Genomic DNA, 23,806 nt, shown 5'->3' with positions numbered 1-23,806 from the left:
ATGTCGAAATTTTTTATCGACCGTCCGATTTTCGCCTGGGTAATTGCCCTGGTGATCATGTTGGTCGGGGCTTTATCGATCCTCAAGTTGCCGATCAACCAGTACCCGAGCATCGCCCCGCCGGCGATCGCCATCTCCGTCACCTACCCGGGTGCTTCTGCACAAACCGTGCAGGACACCGTGGTGCAGGTGATCGAGCAGCAGCTCAACGGTATCGATAACCTGCGTTATGTGTCCTCGGAAAGTAACTCCGACGGCAGCATGACCATTACCGCGACCTTCGAGCAGGGCACCAACTCCGATACCGCGCAGGTTCAGGTCCAGAACAAACTGAACCTGGCCACCCCGCTGCTGCCGCAAGAAGTGCAGCAACAGGGTATCCGCGTGACCAAGGCAGTGAAAAACTTCCTGATGGTCATCGGCGTGGTCTCGCGCGACGGCAGCATGACCAAGGACGACCTGTCCAACTACATCGTTTCCAACATGCAGGACCCGATCTCGCGGACTGCGGGTGTCGGTGACTTCCAGGTGTTTGGTGCCCAGTACGCCATGCGTATCTGGCTCGACCCGGCCAAGTTGAACAACTTCAACCTGACCCCGGTCGATGTCAAAACCGCCATCGCCGCGCAGAACGTCCAGGTTTCCTCCGGTCAACTCGGCGGCCTGCCCGCCCTGCCCGGCCAACAACTGAACGCCACAATCATCGGCAAGACCCGCTTGCAGACAGCCGAGCAGTTCAAGGAAATCCTGCTCCGGGTCAACAAGGACGGCTCGCAGGTTCGCCTGTCTGACGTTGCCGATGTCGGCCTCGGTGGCGAGAACTACAGCATCAGCGCCCAGTTCAACGGCAGCCCGGCTTCCGGTCTGGCAGTGAAACTGGCCAACGGCGCCAACGCCCTCGACACCGCCAAGGCCCTGCGCAAGACCATCGACAACCTCAAGCCGTTCTTCCCGGAAGGGATGGAAGTGGTGTTCCCGTACGACACCACTCCGGTGGTGACCGAGTCGATCAAGGGTGTAGTTGAAACCCTGGTCGAAGCGATCGTGCTGGTGTTCCTGGTGATGTTCCTGTTCCTGCAAAACTTCCGCGCCACGGTCATCACCACCATGACCGTACCGGTGGTTCTGCTCGGTACCTTCGGGATCCTCGCGGCGTTCGGCTTCAGCATCAACACCCTGACCATGTTCGGTATGGTGCTCGCCATCGGCTTGCTGGTGGACGATGCCATCGTCGTGGTGGAAAACGTCGAACGGGTGATGAGCGAAGAAGGACTCTCACCCAAGGAAGCCACCAAGAAATCCATGGGCCAGATCCAGGGTGCACTGGTCGGTATCGCACTGGTTCTGTCGGCGGTACTGCTGCCGATGGCGTTCTTCAGCGGTTCTACCGGGGTGATCTACAAACAGTTCTCGATCACTATCGTCTCGGCCATGGCCCTGTCGGTATTGGTTGCCCTGATCTTCACCCCGGCGCTCTGCGCCACCATGCTCAAGGCGATTCCGAAAGGCGAGCACGGCGTTCCGAAACGCGGCTTCTTCGGCTGGTTCAACCGTAACTTCGACCGTAGCGTAAGAAGCTACGAACGCGGCGTCGGCAACATGCTCAAGCACAAGGCGCCGTACCTGCTGGCCTACGTCATCATCGTGGTCGGCATGATCTGGCTGTTCACCCGCATTCCAACGGCGTTCCTGCCGGAAGAAGACCAGGGTGTACTCTTTGCCCAGGTCCAGACCCCGGCCGGCTCTACCTCCCAGCGCACCCAAGTGGTCGTGGACGAGATGCGTGAATTCCTGCTGCGTCCTGGCAAGGACGGCGGTGAAGGCGATGCAGTGAACTCGGTGTTTACCGTGACCGGCTTCAACTTCGCCGGCCGTGGCCAGAGTTCGGGCATGGCGTTCATCATGCTCCGGCCATGGGCCGAGCGGAACGCCGACAACAGCGTGTTCAAGGTTGCGGCCCGTGCCCAACAGCACTTCTTCACCTTCCGTGACGCGATGGTGTTCGCATTCGCGCCACCGGCGGTACTGGAGTTGGGTAACGCCACCGGTTTCGACGTGTTCCTGCAGGATCGCGCCGGCATCGGTCACGACAAGTTGATGGCTGCCCGTAACCAGTTCCTCGGTATGGCGGCGCAGAGCAAGGTGCTGTCGCAGGTCCGTCCGAACGGTCTGAACGACGAACCGCAATACCAGCTGGAAATCGACGATGAAAAGGCCAGTGCCTTGGGCATCACGATGACCGACATCAACAACACGCTGTCGATCGCGCTGGGCAGTAGCTACGTCAACGACTTCATCGACCGTGGTCGAGTGAAAAAGGTTTACGTACAAGGCCAGCCGGGTGCTCGCATGAGCCCTGAAGACCTGAAGAAATGGTACGTACGCAACAGCCAGGGCGCCATGGTTCCGTTTTCCGCGTTCGCCAAGGGCGAGTGGATCTACGGCTCGCCGAAGCTGGCGCGTTACAACGGCGTAGAAGCGATGGAAATCCTCGGGGCTCCAGCGCCTGGTTACAGTACCGGTGAAGCCATGGCCGAAGTCGAAGCCCTGGCCCAGAAACTGCCGGCAGGCGTGGGTATTTCCTGGACCGGTCTGTCGTATGAAGAACGTCTGTCCGGCTCGCAAGCTCCAGCGCTGTACGCTTTGTCGTTGCTGATGGTCTTCCTCTGTCTGGCGGCGCTGTACGAAAGCTGGTCGATTCCGATTGCGGTGATGTTGGTTGTACCGCTGGGGATCATCGGTGCCCTGCTTGCCACGAGCCTGCGCGGCCTGTCCAATGACGTGTATTTCCAGGTGGGTCTGTTGACAACCATCGGTCTGGCGGCGAAAAACGCCATTCTGATTGTCGAATTTGCCAAGGAACTGCATGAACAAGGGCGCAGCCTGACTGACGCAGCCATCGAAGCGTGCCGGATGCGTTTGCGACCGATCATCATGACCTCGCTGGCTTTCGTCCTCGGCGTGGTACCGCTGGCCATTTCCACCGGCGCAGGTTCGGGTAGCCAGCATGCGATCGGTACCGGGGTTATCGGCGGTATGCTGACGGCCACCGTACTGGCGATCTTCTGGGTCCCACTGTTCTTTGTCACTGTGTCGTCGATGGGTCAACGCAAGACCGCAGACCAGGACGACGCTATTGAAACTCCTAAAGAGGCTGGCCAATGAGCAAGTCGCTACTCTCCCTAGCCATCGCCGCGTTCGTGCTCGGTGGCTGCTCGCTGATACCGGATTATCAGCAGCCTGCCGCACCGATTGCATCGCAATACCCGCAGGGTCCGGCGTACTCGCCGGCCCAGGCCGCGAGCCAGGCTGCCGCCGAACAAGGCTGGAAGCAGTTTTTCCGTGACCCGGCGCTGCAACAGTTGATCCAGACCGCTCTGGAAAACAACCGCGACCTGCGTGTCGCGGCGCTGAACATCGACGCCTTTGCGGCCCAATACCGCATTTCGCGCGCCGACCTGTTCCCGGCCGTCTCGGCAACCGGCACCGGCAGCCGTCAACGAGTGCCGGCGCGAGCGTCGCAGACCGGTAAAGAGGGCATCAGCAGCAGCTACTCGGCCACCGTGGGCGTCAGCGCCTATGAGCTCGACCTGTTCGGTCGGGTTCGCAGCCTGAACGAACAAGCGCTGCAATCGTACTTCGCCACTGAAGAGGCACGCCGCAGCACCCAGATCAGCCTGGTGGCCAGCGTGGCCAACGCCTACCTGACCTGGCAGGCCGACAAGGAACAGCTGAAGCTGTCCCAGGACACCCTCAGGACCTTCGAAGAAAGCTACCGGCTCACCTCCCGTAGCAACGAAGTCGGCGTCGCTTCGGCGTTGGACCTGAGCCAGTCGCGTACGGCCGTGGAGACCGCCCGGGTCCAACAGGCGAAATTCACTCGCCTGGTCGCCCAGGACGAAAACAGCCTGACACTGCTGTTGGGTACCGGTGTACCGGCCAACCTGGCAACGGGCCAGCCGTTGTCCGATGACCTGCTCAGCGAAGTGCCGGCCGGTCTGCCGTCTGACCTGCTGCAACGTCGCCCGGACATCCTTGAAGCCGAACACAAGCTCAAGGCCGCCAACGCCAACATCGGCGCGGCACGGGCAGCGTTCTTCCCGAGCATCAGCCTGACCGCCAATGCCGGCACCCTGAGCCCGGATCTATCGGGTCTGTTCAAGGGTGGTTCGGGGACCTGGCTGTTCCAGCCCCAAATCAACCTGCCGATCTTCAATGCCGGTAGCCTGAGCGCCAGCCTGGATTACTCGAAAATCCAGAAGGACATCACGATCGCGCAGTACGAAAAGTCGATCCAGACCGCCTTCCAGGAAGTCTCCGACGGCCTCGCTGCACGCCTGACCTTCAACGAACAGTTGCAGGCCCAGCGTGATCTGGTGGCCGCCAACCAGAATTACTACCGCCTGGCCGAGCGTCGCTACCGCATTGGTATCGACAGCAACCTGACCTTCCTCGACGCCCAGCGTCAGTTGTTCACTGCGCAGCAATCGTTGATCACCGACCGCCTGTCGCAACTGATCAGCGAAGTGAATCTGTACAAGGCACTGGGTGGTGGCTGGAACGCGCAAACCGCGAAGAACGAGCCGGTGAAAGAAGAAGCACCGAAGCTGAAGATGTTCTGATAGCACCCGCAAAAACGAAGCCCACCATTTGGTGGGCTTTTTTTTGGGCTGTGTCCCGCGTAGGAGCCTGCGCTCGATTCACCGCCAGCACGGCCAGAGAAATCATCTGTTGAATCGCCAGCACGGTCTTTCGTTGATCGTTCCCATGCTCTGCGTGGGAATGCCTCTAGGGACGCTCCGCGTCCAGTGACGCGGAGCGTCACGAGCTGCATTCCCACGCGGGAGCGTGGGAACGATCAGCGTGTTGGCGTGCTACTGCGGTGAGTCCGGTGGGTCGAGGTGATCCAGCGCCCGATTCACCGCCAACTCGGCCAGGGAAATCATCTGCTGAATCGCCAGCGCGGTATTTCGTTGATCGTTCCCATGCTCCGCGTGGGAATGCCTCTGGGGGCGCTCCGCGTCCAGTGACGCGGAGCGTCACGAGCTGCATTCCCACGCGGGAGCGTGGGAACGATCAGCGTGTTGGCGTGCTACTGCGGTGAGTCCGGTGGGTCGAGGTGATCCAGCGCCCGATTCACCGCCAACTCGGCCAGGGAAATCATCTGCTGAATCGCCAGCGCGGTATTTCGTTGATCGTTCCCATGCTCCGCGTGGGAATGCCTCTGGGGACGCTCCGCGTCCAGTGACGCGGAGCGTCACGGGCTGCATTCCCACGCGGGAGCGTGGGAACGATCAGCGTGTTGGCGTGCTACTGCGGTGAGTCCGGTGGGTCGAGGTGGTCCAGCGCCCGATTCACCGCCAACTCGGCCAGGGAAATCATTTGCTGAATCGCCAGTGCGGTATTTCGTTGATCGTTCCCATGCTCCGCGTGGGAATGCCTCTGGGGACGCTCCGCGTCCAGTGACGCGGAGCGTCACGGGCTGCATTCCCACGCGGGAGCGTGGGAACGATCAGTGTGTTGGCGTGCTACTGCGGTGAGTCCGGTGGGTCGAGGTGATCCAGCGCCCGATTCACCGCCAACTCGGCCAGGGAAATCATCTGCTGAATCGCCAGCGCGGTATTTCGTTGATCGTTCCCATGCTCCGCGTGGGAATGCCTCTGGGGACGCTCCGCGTCCAGTGACGCGGAGCGTCACGGGCTGCATTCCCACGCGGGAGCGTGGGAACGATCAGCGTGTTGGCGTGCTACTGCGGTGAGTCCGGTGGGTCGAGGTGGTCCAGCGCCCGATTCACCGCCAACTCGGCCAGGGAAATCATTTGCTGAATCGCCAGTGCGGTATTGCGTTTGGGGCCTTCGAGGTCGAACGCCAGATCGCTGGCCATGACATTGGCCGAGGCGAGGGTCTCGCAGGTGTGGGCCAGCAGGGTTTCGCTGTCGACGTCGGGAGCGATCACGAAAATGCAGCCCGGGCGTCGGTCGGCTAACAATTGCTTGGTCTCGGGCAGCACCAGGTAATGGTCGAGCGCACGGTGCGCGGCGGCGTGGAGTTCTTTTGAGTCGAGGGAGGCGTAGGGGGAAACCGGATCGGTTTCGGGGGGATTCGGTGTGGCCTTGAACATGATGAAACTCCAAATGTAAGTAGAGGAGCCATCACCCTCGCTACCAAACGAAGGGTGGTGGCCATACGCGGGTTGGTAGACCGGACACTTGGAAACCGGCGCGCCCGAGGGCGCCCTGCGCATGGCCACCATAAAAGCAAATGCCGACAAAAAGCACCTGCATAAGGTGACGCTGTGCGCCGTGTGTCCAGGCTACCAAACCCGATCGCTGATAATCAGCGACACGGAAACAATAGAGGCGACGACCAAGGCGCACAAGCCGGCGGATTCTGGCGCAGGTGTAGGCCGTGACGCAAGGCGCTGTAGCCTCTGATGGGCACAGCGTGGGCAAGCTTAAACACCCGTCGTAGCAGCTGCCGAGCCCGCGAGGCGGCGTTCGGCCGCAGAGCGGTCGTAAAATCAGGCAACACGTTTTTTCAGACGTACCGCGTATGCAGGGTTTGCGAGGACTGCGTCCGAACGCGGCCCGCCTCTAACGCAGCCTCGCGGGCTCGGCAGCTGCTACGGATGCATTAGCCTTCATCAACGGTTTTTATGGGGGCCAATTTCAAATGACAGAACGCCTCAACCCCCAACCCCGTTGACCAGAAACACCGGCTCCTCCAGATAGTTGAGTCCCAGCCGGTTTTCGAACAGTTCATCGCGTAATGCCGCGGTGGTGAAACAGCCCAGCCCAAGGGCGGTGGCCACCAGTGAAAAGGTCTGACTCAAATGCCCGGCATCCATCAGTGCCACCCTCAGTGCCCGGCTGAACTCGTATTTCCAGGCCATCCGCTCGACCCGCGCCGTGGACACAAACACCGCCGCTGCGTCCTTGATCCACGGCTGTTCGCCACAGGCTTCGCTGATCCAGACTCGCGGGTCTTCCCGGGAAAGCAGCTCAAGCCCGTGGCGGCGTACCGAGTAGTGGTAAAGACCACGTTCGAAACCTTGCACATTCATCAGCACCGCATAAACCTCGGTGCCCTGCAGCGAACCGCCGGCCGGTGAGGTTTTCTTCAGGAAATAATCCCCCATGCGGTTCTGCTCCATGACCGTCGCGCCCCACGTGTAGTAGAGCAACAGGGACAATTGCTGCGCGCTCAGCGGCTGGTCGCTGAAGGTTCGCGAAGTGCGGCGCTCGCACAGTGAGTCGAGCAATGTCGATTGGGCGATTGTGCAGGAAGGCACCAGCAACGGGTTTTCCAGGGCAACGAAAGGATGGGAGAAATAATCCTTGAACGCCGATGGCTGACGTCGCGTCGAGGCCTTTTGCTCAAGCTGCGTTTCCAGATCGCTGACGCTGATGTAGGGCGTGTGCGACCCGGTCCGGGTGCTCAGGTAAAACTCCAGCGCCGCGTCCCAATGGGCCCAAAGGCTGGCCGGGTGGCTACGCTCAACGGAAGGGTCAGATGGCGTCTCGACCTGCTGCAAGACACCCAGACTGATCAGTTCCCGTAGGAACGCCAGATTGTCGTCCTGCTCGGGACTCTGCAAAACGCCCGGCAGCAACAAGGCACTGCCCAGTGTCTGGGGAGTCAGGAAGTGGTGCAGCAACGGCAGAAACATCACACCGAATTCCAGACTCAGGTCCCACTGCCGATCGCGGATAAAAAACGACGCCGAGCCGACGCTGAGCCAGGTGCTTTCCCTGAGTTTGAGCAGGGTTTGTGCACCCTCCGACTGTGTTTCTTGCACGCCCGGCTGATCGCGTCCCTGCCAGAACAACGCCTTGGGTCTCAAGGACTTGATGGCCGTGATCAACGTCAACAGTTCTGCATCATCGGTTTTGCGGGAAATATCCCACTCAAGGGTGATCGCTTTCACCGGCGATGAATCAAACAAGTGACGCAAGATGTCCCAATCCCGCCGTGGATGGCCGGTATGTATTTCAATCAGCCGGTCCAGCGGCAACGAACGCAAGTAGTTGTTCAGGTCGTAACCCAGGGTCCTGGCGGTCGCGATTGCGCTGTCGAGGTCCAGCAGAAAGCCAGAGCCACTGCGCTCCACCACCCTGGAGATGAACGCGCCTTCAGATTGTTCTTGTGTATCGTGCAACGAAAACAACCGCGGCGCGTTTTCCAATACCAGCAGCGTTGCCGTGAGGTCACGCAGTTCAATGGCGTTGGCCACCACCGTGTCAGCCACTTCTTGGGCCAGGGTCGGCAAAATGAAGTGCTGAGTGTCGCCACCGTGGAACCGCGACCAGGAAATATGCTCGGCCAGCCAGGGCGAGCGGGTTTTCTCGCACAGCCGCCGAGTCATTTGCAGAAACTCGCGGTCCATCGCGATACCCACGCTCCCCAGGGACAAACTGGAAGAATGCAGCAAGCTCGGTACTTGCGCACCGAGCTCAAGCAGACGCGGTTCCAGAATGCAGTGCGTCGGTTGAAACTCGACGTAATCGAAGTGCGGCAACCCCTCCGCGAGAATCCGTTCGACGGTCGGGTCGAGCCCCTCCTCCGATAACTCATCCTGAGGAGCGTGCCGTGGCAAATGGTATTCCAGCCCGACGCCGGCCTCGGGAAATTGCGAAGCATCAAACATCGCCATGTCCGCCTCCCTGGCGTCAACCGGTCAGGCCCAGCATGCGTTTAGCCCCCGCTGCAGCGCCCGATATCGCCAACAACGCGGCGTGTTGAGTTTCCAGCGCGCTGACTTCTTTGATCAGGTTCTCCAGCAGTTGGCGCCCTTGAGGGGTGAAATCCGTGCAAGCTTCGAAATCCGGTAACGCCTTGATCAAGCCTTGCAGGATGAACACCAGGCGTTTTTGTGCCCGTTGCAGTTCATGGGACGAGCGCGAACGAACCCGCTCCAGGTATTTGACCAACGCGACGTACACGAAAAACGCATGGAAATAGCCATAGAGGTCACGCTTCTGCCCCGACCACGGCAAGGTGAACAATGCCTCCCGCGAGGTCTCATCCTTGACCACCGGGCACACTTCGACAATGTTGTAGAGCAACTGATGAGTGGCCTCATGCACCAGCGACTCTTCGAGGTCGAGTATCGAATCATCCCGGTTCGATATGAGGATGATCCCGGTGAAGCGCGAAGCCGAGCAGCTTCGAAATGAACCATCGGGCAAATAACATATGGACTTGACCAGTTTTCTAAACTGTTCGCGACAGGCGGGCCACGTGTGTTCTATTCGCAACAGCGCAATATTCACCACATCACAAAAAAAACTCACGGAATGACCATGACGTTCCAATTGTTTGCGGGTCGCTTCATCTTCCGGAAATTCATAACTAGGCGGTCCCACTCTCATCACCAACGGATCAACATTAAAACGATACACCGGTGGGCAATAATCATTCATGTGAACACTGTCGTTTCTTTTCACCCGCGCCAGCATCAGTGGGAACTCGATCAACATGTGTTCTAACGCATCGGTATTCGCCGCCTTTTTCGTGATGACCAGGTTGGCATAATGAGCAGTCAATACACTCCACACCTGAAACACCGGATCATTAATAATCACGCGCTGCTCGCGGGTCGGCGGCACGATAAGATTAAATGCCTGCTCGAAAAATTCCGCCAACTGCGGAGCATTGGGAAACAGTTGAAAAAGTTCGGTGTACAGCGCAACAAAACTTGTGTAGCGATTTCGACTGACACGTTCCAGCAATACGTCAAATCGTGAAGGCTCCGTGTCCGGCAGAAATGTCGTACCCTGAAACAACTCGTCATCGGATAGCTCACGCAGACCACTGTTCCCGATTTCCATTTTTCAACCTTCCCTTAGGTAGGCGGCAACGGCTTCGCCATCGTCAGACTGGCGATGCCATACCCTGATTGTTCATAAAGACGACGCGCCGCATCGTTGCGACCAAAGACATGCAGTCGCACTTCTTTGCATCCCGCCTGGCGTGCCCATGACTCGAGGGCCAACAGTGATTGTTTTGCATAGCCCTGGCGGCGCTCTCCAGAGTCAATGTAAATATCCAGGATGAAGGCACTCTTGCCGACACCAGTGTGTCGCTCGGCGACCCACAACTCGCCGATACGACGTTCTTGATCCTTGATCACCCAGAATTGGTTTTTTTCAGTCAGTCGCCCTTGCGGCAACAATTGCTCGAAGACACTGCGTGCCCTTTGCGAGGCCTCCTCATGGGCCCACTCACCCGCGACGACCATCCCCTCGCCATACTCAGCAACGGCTCTGTCGGCGAAAACAACAAAGTCCGCGTTATCCATTGGAGTCAAGGTGACAGACATGAGTCATTCACTCCGCGCCCGACCGCTGTGCCTCATGACATTTCATAAAGCCATTCGGCGTACCGGCGTGAAAGACCCACCTTTCGGGGTACGCCAAATGGCATCACCGGCCGTTAATCCATGCGCGCTTGCTGTTGCTGGGTATCAAATATGGCACGCGTCCCCAGATTGCTTCGAATACTGGCAGAGGCGGCCGACAGTTTTGCAGCATCAATGCCTTTAACCGCCGCAATTTCATCAGCACTTAGATGCACACCGACATTTTTAGCTGCCGTGGCAGGATCATTGTGAAGTGCATCGGCAAACCCCGGATCCAGCACGGCACGTCCGACAACCGCGGCCAAGGTCTGCTGATTGACTTTATTGCTCATGGTACTTCTCCTTGTTATTACGGTATGACGAAAAATGCACCCCCCTGACGAAGCATGAAACTTTCCCTTGCCCGCCATGAGGACTTTGAATATAGCAAGGCCACTGTTCTTTTCCAGCCACACCCACGGTTCCCTTTAAACCGTTTCACGATAATCGATAACACCGTTTCTTAAGGTTAACTGGCGATTATCAATAGTCGTTTAATGACAACAAGAACTGTGGGAAAGCGCTTACAACCAAAGTAATAAATACTTCTATTTAATTTCAACCCCGCACAGGCGCGCCATTAATAGATCACACAATTCAGCAACCATTATTGCCCCGGATAACCTGGGGATTTAATTAACAATGTTCCCTTCATCAGCCCCTCGACAGGCATCGATTAGTGTTCGATTATCGCCCAAAACCCGGTACGCCCGATTGAATCCCTCCATTGATCCCCCGCACCATTCCCCCACCTACAAGAACCAATAACAACAGGCCCGGCACCATGACTGCGCACCCTACCCGCTCCGGCTGATCCCGCCCGTTCGCTTACCCGAATTCGAACTTTTGTCTGCAACCCCAGGTTGCGACTGCGTCCTGCTTCATCCCTAACAATTAGAGAGACCGACTTCATGAAGCCTTCCACCTGTGCAAAACAGCTTTTGCCGACTCTATTGACCACCGCACTGGTCAGCGCGGCCCTGCCGGCGCTGGCCGAGGAATCGGGTTTTCTAGAAGGCGCCCAAGCCAACCTCAACCTGCGCAACTTCTACTTCAACCGCAATTTCACCAACCCGACCCATGCGCAGGGCACGGCGGCAGAATGGACGCAAAGCTTCATCCTCGATGCCAAATCCGGGTTTACCCAGGGCACCGTCGGTTTCGGCATGGACGTATTGGGCCTGTACTCGGTGAAACTCGATGGCGGACGCGGCACCGGCGGGACGCAACTGTTGCCGCTGGACCACGATGGTCGCCCCGCTGATGACTTCGGACGTCTGGGCGTGGCGTTCAAGGCGAAGCTTTCCAAGACCGAGTTGAAAGTCGGTGAATGGATGCCGGTGTTGCCGATCCTGCGTTCGGACGATGGGCGTTCGTTGCCGCAAACGTTTCGTGGTGGCCAGGTCACCTCGAAGGAAATCGACGGCCTGACGCTCTACGGTGGTCAAATGCGCGGCAACAGCCCGCGTGACGACAGCAGCATGAGTGACATGTCGATGACCGGCAAACCCGCCGTCACGTCCGACCGTTTCAACTTTGAGGGCGCCGAATACAGCTTTAACGACAAGCGCACGCAAATCGGGGTGTGGAATGCCCAGCTGAAGGACATCTACAGCCAGCAATTTATCAACCTGGTCCACACCCAGCCACTGGGCGACTGGACGCTGGGCGCCAACCTTGGCTTCTTCTATGGTAAGGAAGATGGCAGCGCACGGGCCGGCGACCTCGATAACAAAACCTGGTCCGGGTTGTTCTCGGCCAAATATGGCGGCAACACCTTCTATGTCGGCTTGCAGAAACTCACCGGCGACAATGCCTGGATGCGGGTCAACGGCACCAGCGGCGGAACGTTGGCCAACGACAGTTACAACTCAAGCTACGACAACGCCCGGGAGAAATCCTGGCAACTGCGCCACGATTACAACTTCGCTGCCCTCGGCATTCCCGGCCTGACCCTGATGAACCGCTACATCAGCGGTTCTAATGTGCACACCGGGACCGTCACAGACGGCAAGGAATGGGGCCGCGAGAGCGAAGTCGGCTACACCGTGCAAAGCGGCAGCCTGAAAAACCTCAACGTCAGGTGGCGCAACTCGACCATGCGTCGGAACTACAGCAACAACGAGTTCGACGAAAACCGCCTGATCGTCAGCTATCCGATCAGCCTGCTCTGACTCGAAAAAAATACCGCGAGGACATGAACCGTTCAGCACCGTTATGCTCCTATGGAGACTTCCATAGGAGCGACGGTTCTGCGGCGTAGTGAATCACTGCGCGCCGACAGTCTGCATTCGTCCTGATCTGTCGTAGGCCAAAGCAAAAACATGAAACTGATCGCTGCTGTCTTATCAGTCCTTGCCGTTACGGTCGGCCTCAGTGGCTGTATCGGCCCGCCGATCGAACTGACCCCGAAGACCGAGCAGATTCTGCGCTCGACCCCGCCGATCCGCTTTCTGCTGACCTTCGACGATGGTCCAAGCGCGTCCAGTTTTTTCAATCCGACCAGTGCCGTTCTCGATGTACTCGCCAACAACCCGATTGAACCGGGTATCAAGGCCGTGTTCTTCGTGCAGACACAAGCCCCCCGGGCCGGTGGCAGCGAACTGGGCAAAAAAATCATGCAGCGTGAACACGCCGAGGGCCAGACCCTGGGCTTCCACACCGCCACGCAGTGGCATACCAATCACCGCTCGCTCTCCCCGGAAGAACTCGAACAGTCGCTCACCCAAGGCTCTGCGGACATTGCGGCGATCACAGGCAGCACGCCGGTACTGTTGCGGCCGCCGTTCTGGAATTACGACAAACGCACGTTCGCCGCGTATCAACAGCATGGATTGCATGTGTTGCTGACCGACCTGAGCGCCAATGACGGCAAGATATGGGGCTTCAATGGCAGCCCGCGCCGGCGTTCCAACATGCTCAGGCAAATGTCCGAGGTGCGCGAACGGATTGCGGCCGGCGAACTGCCGACGGTCGACGGGGTTATTCCAGTGGTGGTGACGTTTCACGACCTCAATCGCTACACGTCCTGGCATATGGAGGAATATCTACAGATTCTGCTCGACAGCGCCCGCGAGACCGGCGTGACGACCGCAGCCAAACCGTTTTACGACGACCAGGCAGCCGTGCAACAGGCCGCCATGGCCCGCACGGTTCGCGATGCCAACCAACCGGTCCATTTACCTGGCGTGTGGAGCTGGTTCTGGGACAGCAACTCCCATTGAGACACACCATGTAAACGGGGAGTCCGCGCTGAAGCATTGCGGCCCTGACAGTCGTGTCAGGGCCTGAGGTCGTGACTACTCGCGCGATTCGACACCCAACTCGTCCCACACCGACTCGGCCAGGTGGAAGGTTGCATTGGCCGCCGGGATGCCGCAGTAGATCGCGCTCTGCATCAGCACTTCCTTGATCTCGGCGCGGGTGACGCCATTGTTCGCCGCGCAACGCAGGTGCAGTTTCAGCTCTTCGTTGCGGTTCATGCCGATCAGCATGGCGATGGTGATCAGGCTGCGGGTGTGGCGTGGCAAGCCAGGGCGGGTCCAGATGTCACCCCAGGCGTGGCGGGTGATCATGTCCTGAAACTCTGCATTGAACTCGGTCAGGGTCGCCAGGCTGCGATCGACATGGGCATCGCCGAGCACCGCGCGACGCACTTGCATGCCGTCGGCGTAACGTTGTTTTTCGTCCACAAATCGCTCCTCAGATAGACTTTTCAGCCAACAAAAAACTCAGCACCCGGTCACTGAACGCGCTGCCGGCCTGAACGTTGGACAAATGGGCGGCGTAGAACTCCGCGTACTCGGCGCCTCTCACCCGCTCTTGAATGAAGTGCCCGCCAGAAGGTGGCGTGACCGCGTCTTCGCTGCCGGCAATGACCAGTGTCGGCACGTTGATCAAGGACAGTTGCTCGCGGAAATCGGCATCGCGTACCGCCGCGCAATTGGCTGCATAACCTTGCGGTGAAGTGGCGGCGAGCATGTCGGTGATCTGCTTCGCTACCGCCGGATTGGCTTGGGCAAAGTCCGGGGTAAACCAACGGGCAATCGACGCATCGCGCAGTGCGACCATCGCCGCCGGACCGTCGCGCAGTACGGTTTCAATACGCAGGTTCCATACAGAAGGATCACCGATCTTTGCCGCGGTATTGCACACCACCAGTTTGTGCACACGCTCGCCAGCGTTGATCCCCAACCACTGACCGATCAGCCCACCCATGGACAGGCCGCAAAAATGGGCGCGCTCGATGTTCAGGGCATCCAGCAGCGCCAGCACGTCACGGCCCAACTGCTCGATGCTGTAAGGCCCCGGCGTCACCAGCGAACGACCATGACCGCGAGTGTCGAAACGCAGCACCCGAAAGTGTTGGGTGAACGCCGGAATCTGCGCATCCCACATGTGCAGGTCGGTGCCCAGCGAGTTGGACAGCACCAGCACCGGAGCGTGTTCCGGACCGTCGAGTTGGTAGTTCAGTTCGCCGTCGGCGAGTTGTACGAATCCCACAGAAATTCTCCTTCAGGCAGTCAGGGCAACATGTTCGGCCAGCGCACGCTCAACCCAGGTTTGAGCCTGACCAAGGTAGTGCGCAGGGTTCATCAATTGATCGAGTTCAGCGCTCGATAGCTCGGCAGTCACCCGTGGCTCATCACCGAGCACCGCACGTAAATGTCGCTGCTCGGCCACCGCGCGTTTGCAGCACAGCTCCAGCAGATGGTGGGCTTTGTCGCGACCGATCCGTTGGGCGAGTACGATACTCACGGCTTCGGCCAGCACCAGGCCCTGGGTCAAATCGAGGTTCTGCGCCATGCGCTCGGCGTCGACCTCCAGCCCTTCTGTAATTAACAGCGCTTGCTGCAAGGCACCGGACACCAAGCAGCAGATTTCCGGCAAGGTTTCCCACTCGGCATGCCACAACCCCAGGCTGCGTTCGTGCTCTTGCGGCATGGCGCTGAACAGTGTCGACAGCAATCCGGGAACACGCGTCGCAGCACCGATCAGCACCGCAGCGCCCACCGGGTTGCGTTTGTGCGGCATGGTCGAGGAGCCGCCCTTGCCCGGCGCCGAGGGTTCGAAGACTTCCGCCGCCTCGGTCTGCATCAGCAGGCTGATGTCGCGGCCCAGTTTGCCGAGGCTGCCGGCGATCAGGCCAAGCGCTGCACCAAACTCCACCAGCCGGTCACGCTGGGTGTGCCAGGGTTGCTCCGGCAACGTGAGTTGCAGCTCCTGCGCCAGCGCTTCGGCAATCGGCATGGCCTGCTCGCCGAGAGCTGCGAGGGTTCCGCTGGCGCCACCAAATTGCAGCACCAGCAGGCGCGGCTTGAGTGCGTGCAGACGTTGCCGACTGCGCGTCACCGCCCCCAGCCAACCGGCGACTTTCATCCCCAGCGTGACCGGCGTCGCATGTTGCAGCCAGGTACGTCCGGCCAGTGGCATGAGCACATGGCGCCGGGCCTGGATCGCCAATGCTTCGCCGAGTCGCGCCAGATCGCTGTCGATCAATTGCAGTGCCTGGCGCAGTTGCAGCACCAGCCCCGTGTCCATCACATCCTGACTGGTCGCGCCCAGATGCACGTAACGTTCGGCGTCCTGATCATATGCAGCGATCTGCTTGCCCAGCGCCTTCACCAGCGGAATCGCCGAGTTACCGGCAATTGCAATCGCCTCGCCAAGGGCAGCAAAGTCGTAGTGCTCGGCCCGACAGGCCGCCTCGATCGGTGCAACGGCAGATGCCGGAATCAGCCCGACCCGCGCCTCGGCCCGGGCCAATGCGGCTTCAAAATCGAGCATTGCCTGAACCCGGCCCTGATCACTGAACACCTCACGCATATTTCGAGCCGTGAAATAGGCATCGAACAATTGATTGCCCGGTCGTTGCATAGGGGATTCCTTACGCGGCGCGCGCCCGATTCAGGCGCGCGCCGACAAGTCAAAGATCGTTTTCCAGATACGCTGCCTGTTTAGGCAAACGCAGGCTGAAGAGGAAGGCGACCGCCATCATCGCCGTCACGTACCAGTAGAAGGAGTTTTCCATGCCGAACGATTTCAGGCTCAAGGCCACGTACTCGGCCGAACCGCCGAAGATCGCATTGGCCACCGCGTAGGCCAGGCCCACCCCCAGCGCACGGACTTGCGGCGGGAACATTTCGGCTTTCACCAGACCGCTGATCGAGGTGTAGAAACTCACGATGGCCAATGCCACGGTGATCAGCCCAAACGCCAGGAACGGGTTGGTCACCGACTTCAAGGTCAGCAGGATCGGCACGGTGAACAGTGTTCCCAAGGCACCGAACCAAAGCATCGAGTTACGCCGGCCGATCTTGTCGGCGAGCGTGCCGAACAACGGCTGCATGCACATATAAAGGAACAGTGCGCCGGTCATGATGTAACTGGCGGTCTTGGCGGGCATCCCGGCGGTGTTTACCAGGTACTTCTGCATGTAGGTGGTGAAGGTGTAGAAAATCAGCGAACCACCGGCGGTGAAACCGAGCACGGTAATAAAGGCGGCGGTGTTGTGCTTGAACAACGCGGCCATGCTGCCGGCGTCCTTGTTTTCGCGCATTTCCTTGCTGGTGGTTTCTTTCAGCGAACGGCGTAGGAACAGCGAAATCAATGCGGCAAGCGCACCGACCACGAACGGAATCCGCCAGCCCCAGGCACGCAGGTCGTCTTCAGTCAGGAACTGTTGCAGGATCACCACCAACGACACTGCCAGCAGTTGGCCACCGATCAAGGTCACGTACTGGAACGAGGCGAAGAAACCGCGCTGGCCCTTGAGCGCGACTTCACTCATGTAGGTCGCGGTGGTGCCGTATTCACCGCCCACCGACACGCCCTGGATCAAGCGGGCCACCAGCAGCAGGAGCGGTGCCCAGACGCCGATGTCCTTGTAGGTCGGCAGGCAGGCGATCAGCAATGAGCCGGCGCACATCATCAGTACCGAAATCATCATGGAATTCTTGCGCCCGTGCTTGTCGGCCACCCGGCCAAACAGCCAGCCGCCGATGGGACGCATCAAAAACCCTGCGGCGAACACGCCGGCGGTGTTAACCAGTTGCACCGTGGGGTTGTCAGAGGGGAAAAACGCCGGGGCAAAATAGATCGCGCAGAAGGCGTAAACATAGAAATCGAACCACTCGACCAGGTTGCCGGAAGACGCCCCGACAATTGCAAAGATTCTTTTGCCACGCTCTTCAGCGGTGTAGTGACTGGTTATTGTTGTCATGGTTTTTCACTCAATGGGGACAGAGAGAGTCTAGACATACTTTGCAACAGCCCCGCTCCACAGAACAAACCCAGTAGGATCAACAATCACCGTGGCGAGGGGGCTTGTCGGAACGCCGCACCGCCCCGTTGGCTTGCGAAGCGAGCCCAAATCCTGCGAACGAGATCTGTCAGATAGAGCGCGCTCGCGGGTTTCACGACTGCTTCGCAGCCGAACGGGGCGGTGCGGCGTTCCGACAAGCCCCCTCGCCACAGCAAGCTCCCTCGCCACAGAAGTGCGGTGAACTCAATAATCGAAAAACACCGTCTCGGCCTCGGTGCCCTGCAAGATCACGTTCCACTGCAACGTGCCCGTCCCGTTGGCTTTCGCCATCAAGGTCGTGCGGCGCTCTTCAGGCACACAGGCCAGCAGCGGGTCACCGGTGTTGGTCGGCTCATCCTCGAAGTAGATTCGCGTCAGCAAGTGCTTGACCAGGCCACGGGCAAACACCAGCACCACCAAGTGCGGCGCCTGGGTACTGCCCTTGAGCCCCGGCACTGTCCCCGGTTTGATGGTGGTAAAACGGAATCGCCCTTCTGCGTCCACCGGTACTCGGCCAAACCCTTCGAAATTCGGGTCCAGCGGTTTGTCCTGCTGATCTTCTGGATGATCATATTTGCCAGCGGCATTGGCCTGCCAGACTTCCAGCATCGCGTCGTTGACGAAATCGCCGTTGCCATCGACCACTTGCCCGGTGATCGTCACACGCTCGCCGAGGGTTTGTTCAACGGTCAGGTTTTCACGGTTCAACCAAGTCAGACCGATGTGGTAATACGGCCCGACTGTGTGGGACGTCGTCGCGTTCAGCGTCATCTTATTTCTCCATCGGCGTGGCATCGCGGCCGCGCAAAACGATGTCCCAACAATAACCGAGGGCGTAGGACGGGATAGTTTTTTCCAGGTCGAAACTGGCGATCAAGCGCTCTTTGGCGCTGGGATCGGGTACGCAGTTGTAAATCGGGTCGTAGGCCAGCAACGGATCACCCGGAAAGTACATCTGCGTGACCAGGCGCGTCAGAATGCTCGGCCCGAACAGCGAGAAATGGATATGCGCCGGGCGCCAGGCGTTGTGGTGGTTACCCCACGGGTAAGCGCCAGGCTTGATGGTCTGGAACTGATACCAGCCATCGGCGTCGGTCACGGTGCGGCCGGTGCCGGTAAAGTTCGGGTCCAGCGGCGCATCATGCAGGTCGCGGTCATGGTTATAGCGGCCAGCGGCGTTGGCCTGCCAGATCTCCACCAGAATCCCCGGCACCGGCAAGCCGTTCTCATCCAGCACACGGCCGTGAATGATGATCCGCTCACCCAAGGGCGCGCCCTGATGTTGGGCGGTCAGGTCGTTGTCCCGTTCTTGCAGAGACTCGGCGCCAATGGTCGGACCGGTAATTTCCGACAATGAGTGAGGCAAAAACACCAACGGCTTGGAAGGCGAACGGCGGTTGGTCGATTGATAGGCCGGGTGCAAATATTCCGGCTGGGTGCCCGCTTGCGGGCGACGGTAACCAGGCTTGTCAGTCATGAAACGTCCTCTTTTCTTGTTCGATAGCGCGGCAGCGCATCAGACCCGTTCGATGGCCAGTGCCAGACCCTGGCCAACGCCAACGCACATGGTCGCCAGCGCTTTCTTGCCGCCGGTTTTTTCCAACTGATGCAGCGCCGTCAGTACCAGCCGCGCACCACTCATGCCCAGCGGATGGCCCAAAGCGATAGCGCCACCGTTCGGGTTGACCTGCGCTGCGTCGTCGGCCAGACCGAGTTCACGCAACACCGCCAGGCCCTGGCTGGCAAAAGCTTCATTGAGTTCGATCACATCGAAATCGCTGACTGCCACGCCCAGGCGCTCGGTCAACTTGCGCACCGCCGGCACCGGGCCGATGCCCATCACCCGTGGCGCGACGCCGGCGCTGGCCATGCCCAATACCCGAGCACGGGCCGTCAGACCGTGTTTTTTCACGGCTTCGGCAGACGCGAGAATCAGCGCCGCAGCACCGTCGTTCACGCCTGAGGCGTTGCCAGCGGTGACGGTTTTGTCCGGACCATTGACCGGTTTGAGCTTGCTCAGGGTTTCCAGAGTGGTGTCAGCGCGCGGATGCTCGTCCTGCTCGACCACGCTTTCGCCTTTCTTGTGGGCAATGCGCACCGGAACGATTTCTTCGGCGAAATAGCCGGCAGCTTGCGCGGCCGCCGTCCGTTGCTGACTGCGCAGTGCGAAAGCATCCTGATCAGCGCGGGAAACCGCGTAATCGTCGGCCACGTTGTCGGCCGTCTGCGGCATCGCATCGACGCCGTACTGAGCCTTCATCACCGGGTTGATAAAGCGCCAGCCGATGGTGGTGTCTTCCAGTTTCATGTTGCGCGAGAACGCCGCATCGGCCTTGCCCATCACAAACGGTGCGCGGGACATCGACTCGACACCGCCGGCAATCGCCAGCTCCATCTCACCGCTGGCAATTGCCCGGAACGCGGTGCCGATGGCATCCATGCCCGAGGCGCACAGGCGATTGAGGGTCACGCCGGGAATGCTGTCCGGCAACCCGGCCAGCAGCAATGCCATGCGCGCCACGTTGCGGTTGTCTTCGCCGGCCTGGTTGGCGCAACCGAGGAACACTTCGTCCACAGCGCTCCAATCGACGCTCGGGTTACGCTCCATCAGTGCCTTGATCGGCACGGCAGCCAGATCGTCAGCGCGAACCGTCGACAAACCACCGCCAAAACGACCGATCGGTGTGCGAATCGCATCGCAGATATAAACCTCGCGCATCAGGCTTCTCCCGGTGCTTGGCCGTGGGCAGCAGCAGTACGCGCTTCAAGATCGCGCAGTGCAGCCAACTCGATGGCGGTCGGTTCGGCGGTGTGCTCCACCTGATCGGCAAAGCGGACAGCCCAACCGGTGGCGGCGATCACTTGCTCGCGGGTCACGCCTGGGTGCAGCGCGGTGACCACGAACTCGTTGGTGCCGGCTTCCGGTTCCATGATGCACAGGTCAGTAATGATCCCCACGGGACCGGCGCCCGGCAGGCCGAGACGCTTGCGCGAGTCGCCGCCTTCGCCATGGCCGACGGAGGTAATAAAGTCGAGTTTGTCGACAAACGAACGAGCCGACTGTTTAAGGATGATCAACACGCTTTTCGCCGAGCCAGCAATCTCCGGCGCACCGCCGGCACCTGGCAGGCGGACTTTCGGCTGATGGTAATCGCCGACCACGGTGGTGTTGATGTTGCCAAAACGGTCGACCTGAGCGGCACCGAGAAAGCCGACGTCAATGCGCCCGCCTTGCAACCAGTAGCGAAAAATCTCACCGGTCGGGACGACGGTGTCGGCGGTTTCCGCCAGCTCGCCGTCACCAATCGACAGCGGCAATACGGTCGGCTTGGCACCGATCGGACCCGATTCATAAATCAGGACTACGTCTGGAGAGGAAGTCAGACGCGCCAGGTTGGCCGCTTTCGACGGCAGGCCGATACCAACGAAGCACACCGAGCCATTCTTCAGGCGGCGAGCGGCGGCGACGGTCATCATTTCATTGGTGGAGTAAGCCATTATTGAGCCTCCATTGCAGCGGCCAGCTTGGCCTGGAATTCACTGAAGTCAGCACTGCCGTGGATGTATTCGTTGATCCACGCGGTGAAGGTTTCACGGTCGCGGGCAATCGGGTCCCAGGCCTGATAGAAGCGGTTGTCGCGTTCGGTGTAACCGTGGGCGTAGGACGGATGCGCGCCGCCGGGCACATGGCAAACCGCGCTCAAGGCCCAGGTCGGCAAGACGCAGGCGTTCATCGGCGCCTTCAGATCGTCGACGATTTCTTCAACGGTGACGATGCAGCGCTTGGCCGCCAATGCGGCTTCCTTCTGCACCCCGAGAATGCCCCAGAGCAAGACGTTGCCCTTGCGATCGGCCTTCTGCGCGTGGATCACCGTGACGTCCGGGCGCACCGATGGCACCGCCGCCAGCACTTCACCGGTGAACGGGCAGGTCACGCTTTTGATCAACGGGTTGACCTTCGGCAAGTCGGAACCGGCGTAGGCCCGCAACACTGCGAACGGCAGGCCGGAGGCGCCCGCAACATAGGCATTGGCCAGGTCGGCGTGGCTGTGCTCTTCGATTTCCAGCGCATGCGGCCACTGTTTCTCGACGGCATCGCGCAGACGGTGCAGGGAGCCCACACCCGGGTTACCGCCCCAGGAGAAAATCAGCTTGCGAGCGCAACCGGCACCGATCAATTGGTCGTAGACCAGATCAGGGGTCATGCGCACCAGCGTCAAGTCTTTCTTGCCCTGACGAATGATTTCATGACCCGCTGCGGTCGGAATCAAGTGCGTGAAGCCTTCAAGCGCGACGGTATCGCCGTCGTTGACGAATTGCTTCACCGCGTCGTGCAGCGAAAGGATTTCAGCCATGGGGTTGGACTCCCGATTCTCAGTAAACCGATGTGGAGGACAAGGCACGATAAGCAGCGCCGGAATGACTGAAGATTAAGCTGCCGAAAAACCCCAAACAATCCGATAATCGACTAAGTGTTCGTTTATCGAACAGATTGTTGTCTTCCTATCGTTCGCTGGATCATCGCGGGTAAACCTTGCCCAGATCGTTCCCACGCTCAGCGTGGGAATGCAGCCCGGGACGCTCCGCGTCCCAAAAGCGGACGCAGAGCGTCCATTGAGGCATTCCCACGCGGAGCGTGGGAACGATCATCTGAATCCTGCCTTCAGGTCGCATCCGCATGGCTGACCATGCCTTTGATCACCACCGCCGTGGTGGCCAGCGCGGCCGGAATCACCAATGCCGTCAGCACCTGTTCGAAATTCCAGCCCAGGCCCAACAGCGTCGCCCCCATCCAGGCGCCGAGAATCGCCCCGAAACGGCCAATCCCGAGCATCCACGACACGCCCGTGGCCCGGCCTTGAGTCGGATAGAAGCGCGCCGCCAGCGACGGCATCGCCGATTGCGCGCCGTTGACGCACATACCGGCGACCAGCACCAACGTTGCGAGCAGTGTGATGTTGCCCAGGCTTTGCCCTACCGCGTAGGCAAACACCCCGGCCAACAAGTAGAAAGTACCGATCACCTTGTGCGGATTGAACCGGTCCATCGCCCACCCCACCGCCACTGCACTCAGCACACCGCCAAACTGGAACAGCGCACCAATGAAGGCTGCCTGCTCCATGCTCGCGCCGCTGTCACGCATCAGGGTCGGCAGCCAACTGGTCAACAGGTAGACGATGACCAACCCCATGAAATAGGTCAGCCACAGCAACAACGTACCGGTGCTGTAAGTGCCGGAGAAAATCACCGCGAATACGTTGCGGGCCTTTACGGTTTTCTGTTCGGGTACGCTGAAACTCGATGCCTGGGCAATAGTCGCCGGATCAATCGGCGCGAGTGCCTTGCGCACCTTGTCGGTGCCGCGATTGCGCACTACCAGGTAACGCGCCGACTCCGGCAACCACAACAACAGCACCACCCCGAGAATCAGCGGCAGAACCCCACCAATCAGCAACAGGCTGTGCCAGCCAAACGCCGGGATCAGCTTGGCGGAGATGAAACCGCCACCGGCCATGCCCAGGTTGAAACCGCAGAACATGCTGGTCACCAGCAGGGATTTTTTGCGCTCCGGGGTGTACTCCGACAGCAGCGTGGTGGCGTTCGGCATGCCGGCGCCCAGGCCAAGCCCGGTCAGGAAACGCAGCACCAGCAGTTGCTCGACATTCGTGCTGTAGGCCGACGCCAGACTGAAGGCGCCGAACAACAGCACCGCGCCGACCAGTACGATTTTTCGTCCAAAACGGTCAGCCAGCGGTCCTGAGCCCAGCGCGCCGAAGACCATGCCGATCAGCGCGGCACTCATCACCGGGCCGAGACTGGCGCGGTCGATCCCCCAATCCTGAGACAGCGCAGGTGCGATAAAACCCATGGCAGCGGTGTCCAGGCCATCTAGAAACACAATCAGGAAACACAGGATCACCACCCGCCATTGATAGCGCGACAGCGGTTGGGCATTGATGAAGGACTGCACATCGAGGCAGTTCCCGACAGCGGATTGAGGCTGGTTCATTATTTTTATTCCAGGCAAGAAACGCAGGCGAATACGTGCGGGCAATCGCCTCTTCATTATTATTCGGTCGTCTTCCGGCGCCAGGAGCAGTGGC

The 23,806-nt window shown here is 59.7% G+C and carries 20 protein-coding genes and 3 pseudogenes; 4 read left to right on the top strand and 19 right to left on the bottom strand.

Annotated features, from left to right (window positions below):
• Together emhB and adeC are read left to right on the top strand one after the other, a co-directional pair.
• Window positions 1–3,165, top strand: a complete 3,165-nt coding sequence (emhB, locus tag BK658_RS12415) for an efflux RND transporter permease subunit EmhB (RefSeq protein WP_123582528.1) — start codon at window positions 1–3, stop codon at window positions 3,163–3,165.
• Entirely contained in the window at window positions 3,162–4,622 is a 1,461-nt protein-coding gene (adeC, locus tag BK658_RS12410) for an AdeC/AdeK/OprM family multidrug efflux complex outer membrane factor (protein ID WP_123582527.1), read from the top strand. The genes emhB and adeC overlap by 4 nt, the downstream gene beginning before the upstream one ends.
• Before the next feature lie 252 nt (window positions 4,623–4,874).
• Here the strand turns inward: adeC and BK658_RS30750 are convergent.
• The 9 genes and pseudogenes from BK658_RS30750 to BK658_RS12380 all read right to left on the bottom strand — a co-directional run.
• Window positions 4,875–4,976 (bottom strand): annotated as a pseudogene (locus BK658_RS30750) (DUF6124 family protein); the annotation flags it as partial.
• A gap of 116 nt (window positions 4,977–5,092) precedes the next feature.
• Window positions 5,093–5,194 (bottom strand): annotated as a pseudogene (locus BK658_RS30745) (DUF6124 family protein); the annotation flags it as partial.
• Window positions 5,195–5,310: 116 nt separating this feature from the next.
• Window positions 5,311–5,412: pseudogene (locus tag BK658_RS30740) on the bottom strand (DUF6124 family protein); the annotation flags it as partial.
• Between the two features lie 116 nt (window positions 5,413–5,528).
• Window positions 5,529–5,600: a hypothetical protein gene (locus BK658_RS30735; RefSeq protein ID WP_404943178.1), complete on the bottom strand. Its 72-nt coding sequence runs from the start codon at window positions 5,598–5,600 to the stop codon at window positions 5,529–5,531.
• 146 nt (window positions 5,601–5,746) lie between these two features.
• A complete protein-coding gene (locus BK658_RS12400; RefSeq protein ID WP_123582526.1) occupies window positions 5,747–6,121 on the bottom strand; it encodes a DUF6124 family protein in 375 nt (124 codons plus the stop codon).
• 564 nt (window positions 6,122–6,685) lie between these two features.
• Window positions 6,686–8,653 carry a multinuclear nonheme iron-dependent oxidase gene (locus tag BK658_RS12395; protein WP_123582525.1) on the bottom strand — a complete coding sequence of 656 codons (1,968 nt, stop codon included), beginning with the start codon at window positions 8,651–8,653 and terminating at the stop codon, window positions 6,686–6,688.
• Window positions 8,654–8,669: 16 nt separating this feature from the next.
• Entirely contained in the window at window positions 8,670–9,830 is a 1,161-nt protein-coding gene (locus tag BK658_RS12390) for an aKG-HExxH-type peptide beta-hydroxylase (RefSeq protein ID WP_123582524.1), read from the bottom strand.
• 14 nt (window positions 9,831–9,844) lie between these two features.
• Window positions 9,845–10,321, bottom strand: a complete 477-nt coding sequence (locus tag BK658_RS12385) for a GNAT family N-acetyltransferase (protein ID WP_123582523.1) — start codon at window positions 10,319–10,321, stop codon at window positions 9,845–9,847.
• Window positions 10,322–10,434: 113 nt separating this feature from the next.
• Complete coding sequence (locus tag BK658_RS12380; RefSeq protein WP_123582522.1) at window positions 10,435–10,692, bottom strand: Os1348 family RiPP precursor; 258 nt, start codon at window positions 10,690–10,692, stop codon at window positions 10,435–10,437.
• 618 nt (window positions 10,693–11,310) lie between these two features.
• Here BK658_RS12380 and BK658_RS12375 point away from each other — a divergent pair.
• Both BK658_RS12375 and BK658_RS12370 read left to right on the top strand, forming a co-directional pair.
• Window positions 11,311–12,573 carry an OprD family porin gene (locus BK658_RS12375; RefSeq protein WP_123582521.1) on the top strand — a complete coding sequence of 421 codons (1,263 nt, stop codon included), beginning with the start codon at window positions 11,311–11,313 and terminating at the stop codon, window positions 12,571–12,573.
• Between the two features lie 150 nt (window positions 12,574–12,723).
• Window positions 12,724–13,623, top strand: coding sequence for a polysaccharide deacetylase family protein (locus BK658_RS12370; RefSeq protein ID WP_123582520.1), 900 nt, complete (start codon window positions 12,724–12,726; stop codon window positions 13,621–13,623).
• Between the two features lie 75 nt (window positions 13,624–13,698).
• Here the strand turns inward: BK658_RS12370 and pcaC are convergent, their stop codons facing one another.
• The 10 genes from pcaC to pcaK form a co-directional block, all read right to left on the bottom strand.
• Complete coding sequence (gene pcaC, locus BK658_RS12365) at window positions 13,699–14,091, bottom strand: 4-carboxymuconolactone decarboxylase (protein ID WP_019692205.1); 393 nt, start codon at window positions 14,089–14,091, stop codon at window positions 13,699–13,701.
• 10 nt (window positions 14,092–14,101) lie between these two features.
• The gene (pcaD, locus tag BK658_RS12360; protein ID WP_123582519.1) at window positions 14,102–14,902 is read right to left on the bottom strand and encodes a 3-oxoadipate enol-lactonase; all 801 of its coding nucleotides are present in this window, start codon (window positions 14,900–14,902) and stop codon (window positions 14,102–14,104) included.
• A 12-nt stretch (window positions 14,903–14,914) separates the two neighbouring features.
• Window positions 14,915–16,276: a 3-carboxy-cis,cis-muconate cycloisomerase gene (locus tag BK658_RS12355; protein ID WP_123582518.1), complete on the bottom strand. Its 1,362-nt coding sequence runs from the start codon at window positions 16,274–16,276 to the stop codon at window positions 14,915–14,917.
• A gap of 49 nt (window positions 16,277–16,325) precedes the next feature.
• Window positions 16,326–17,621, bottom strand: a complete 1,296-nt coding sequence (locus tag BK658_RS12350) for an MFS family transporter (RefSeq protein WP_123582517.1) — start codon at window positions 17,619–17,621, stop codon at window positions 16,326–16,328.
• 285 nt (window positions 17,622–17,906) lie between these two features.
• Window positions 17,907–18,473, bottom strand: coding sequence for a protocatechuate 3,4-dioxygenase subunit alpha (pcaG, locus tag BK658_RS12345; RefSeq protein ID WP_123582516.1), 567 nt, complete (start codon window positions 18,471–18,473; stop codon window positions 17,907–17,909).
• A gap of 1 nt (window position 18,474) precedes the next feature.
• A complete protein-coding gene (pcaH, locus tag BK658_RS12340) occupies window positions 18,475–19,179 on the bottom strand; it encodes a protocatechuate 3,4-dioxygenase subunit beta (RefSeq protein ID WP_123582515.1) in 705 nt (234 codons plus the stop codon).
• A gap of 39 nt (window positions 19,180–19,218) precedes the next feature.
• The gene (gene pcaF / locus BK658_RS12335; protein WP_185019817.1) at window positions 19,219–20,424 is read right to left on the bottom strand and encodes a 3-oxoadipyl-CoA thiolase; all 1,206 of its coding nucleotides are present in this window, start codon (window positions 20,422–20,424) and stop codon (window positions 19,219–19,221) included.
• The gene (locus BK658_RS12330) at window positions 20,421–21,203 is read right to left on the bottom strand and encodes a CoA-transferase subunit beta (protein ID WP_185019816.1); all 783 of its coding nucleotides are present in this window, start codon (window positions 21,201–21,203) and stop codon (window positions 20,421–20,423) included. Before BK658_RS12330 ends, pcaF begins: the two co-directional genes overlap by 4 nt.
• Window positions 21,200–22,057 (bottom strand): CoA transferase subunit A, encoded by an 858-nt coding sequence (locus BK658_RS12325; protein WP_019692197.1) that lies wholly within the window; start codon window positions 22,055–22,057, stop codon window positions 21,200–21,202. The genes BK658_RS12330 and BK658_RS12325 overlap by 4 nt, the downstream gene beginning before the upstream one ends.
• 308 nt (window positions 22,058–22,365) lie before the next feature.
• On the bottom strand, window positions 22,366–23,712 hold the full coding sequence (gene pcaK / locus BK658_RS12320) for a 4-hydroxybenzoate transporter PcaK (protein WP_103315439.1): 1,347 nt from the start codon (window positions 23,710–23,712) through the stop codon (window positions 22,366–22,368).
• Window positions 23,713–23,806: the final 94 nt, after the last annotated feature.

Origin of the sequence: Pseudomonas brassicacearum (genome assembly GCF_003732175.1) — a bacterium.
GTDB lineage: Bacteria > Pseudomonadota > Gammaproteobacteria > Pseudomonadales > Pseudomonadaceae > Aquipseudomonas > Aquipseudomonas brassicacearum_G.
This window is presented reverse-complemented; position numbering and strand designations above follow the sequence as displayed.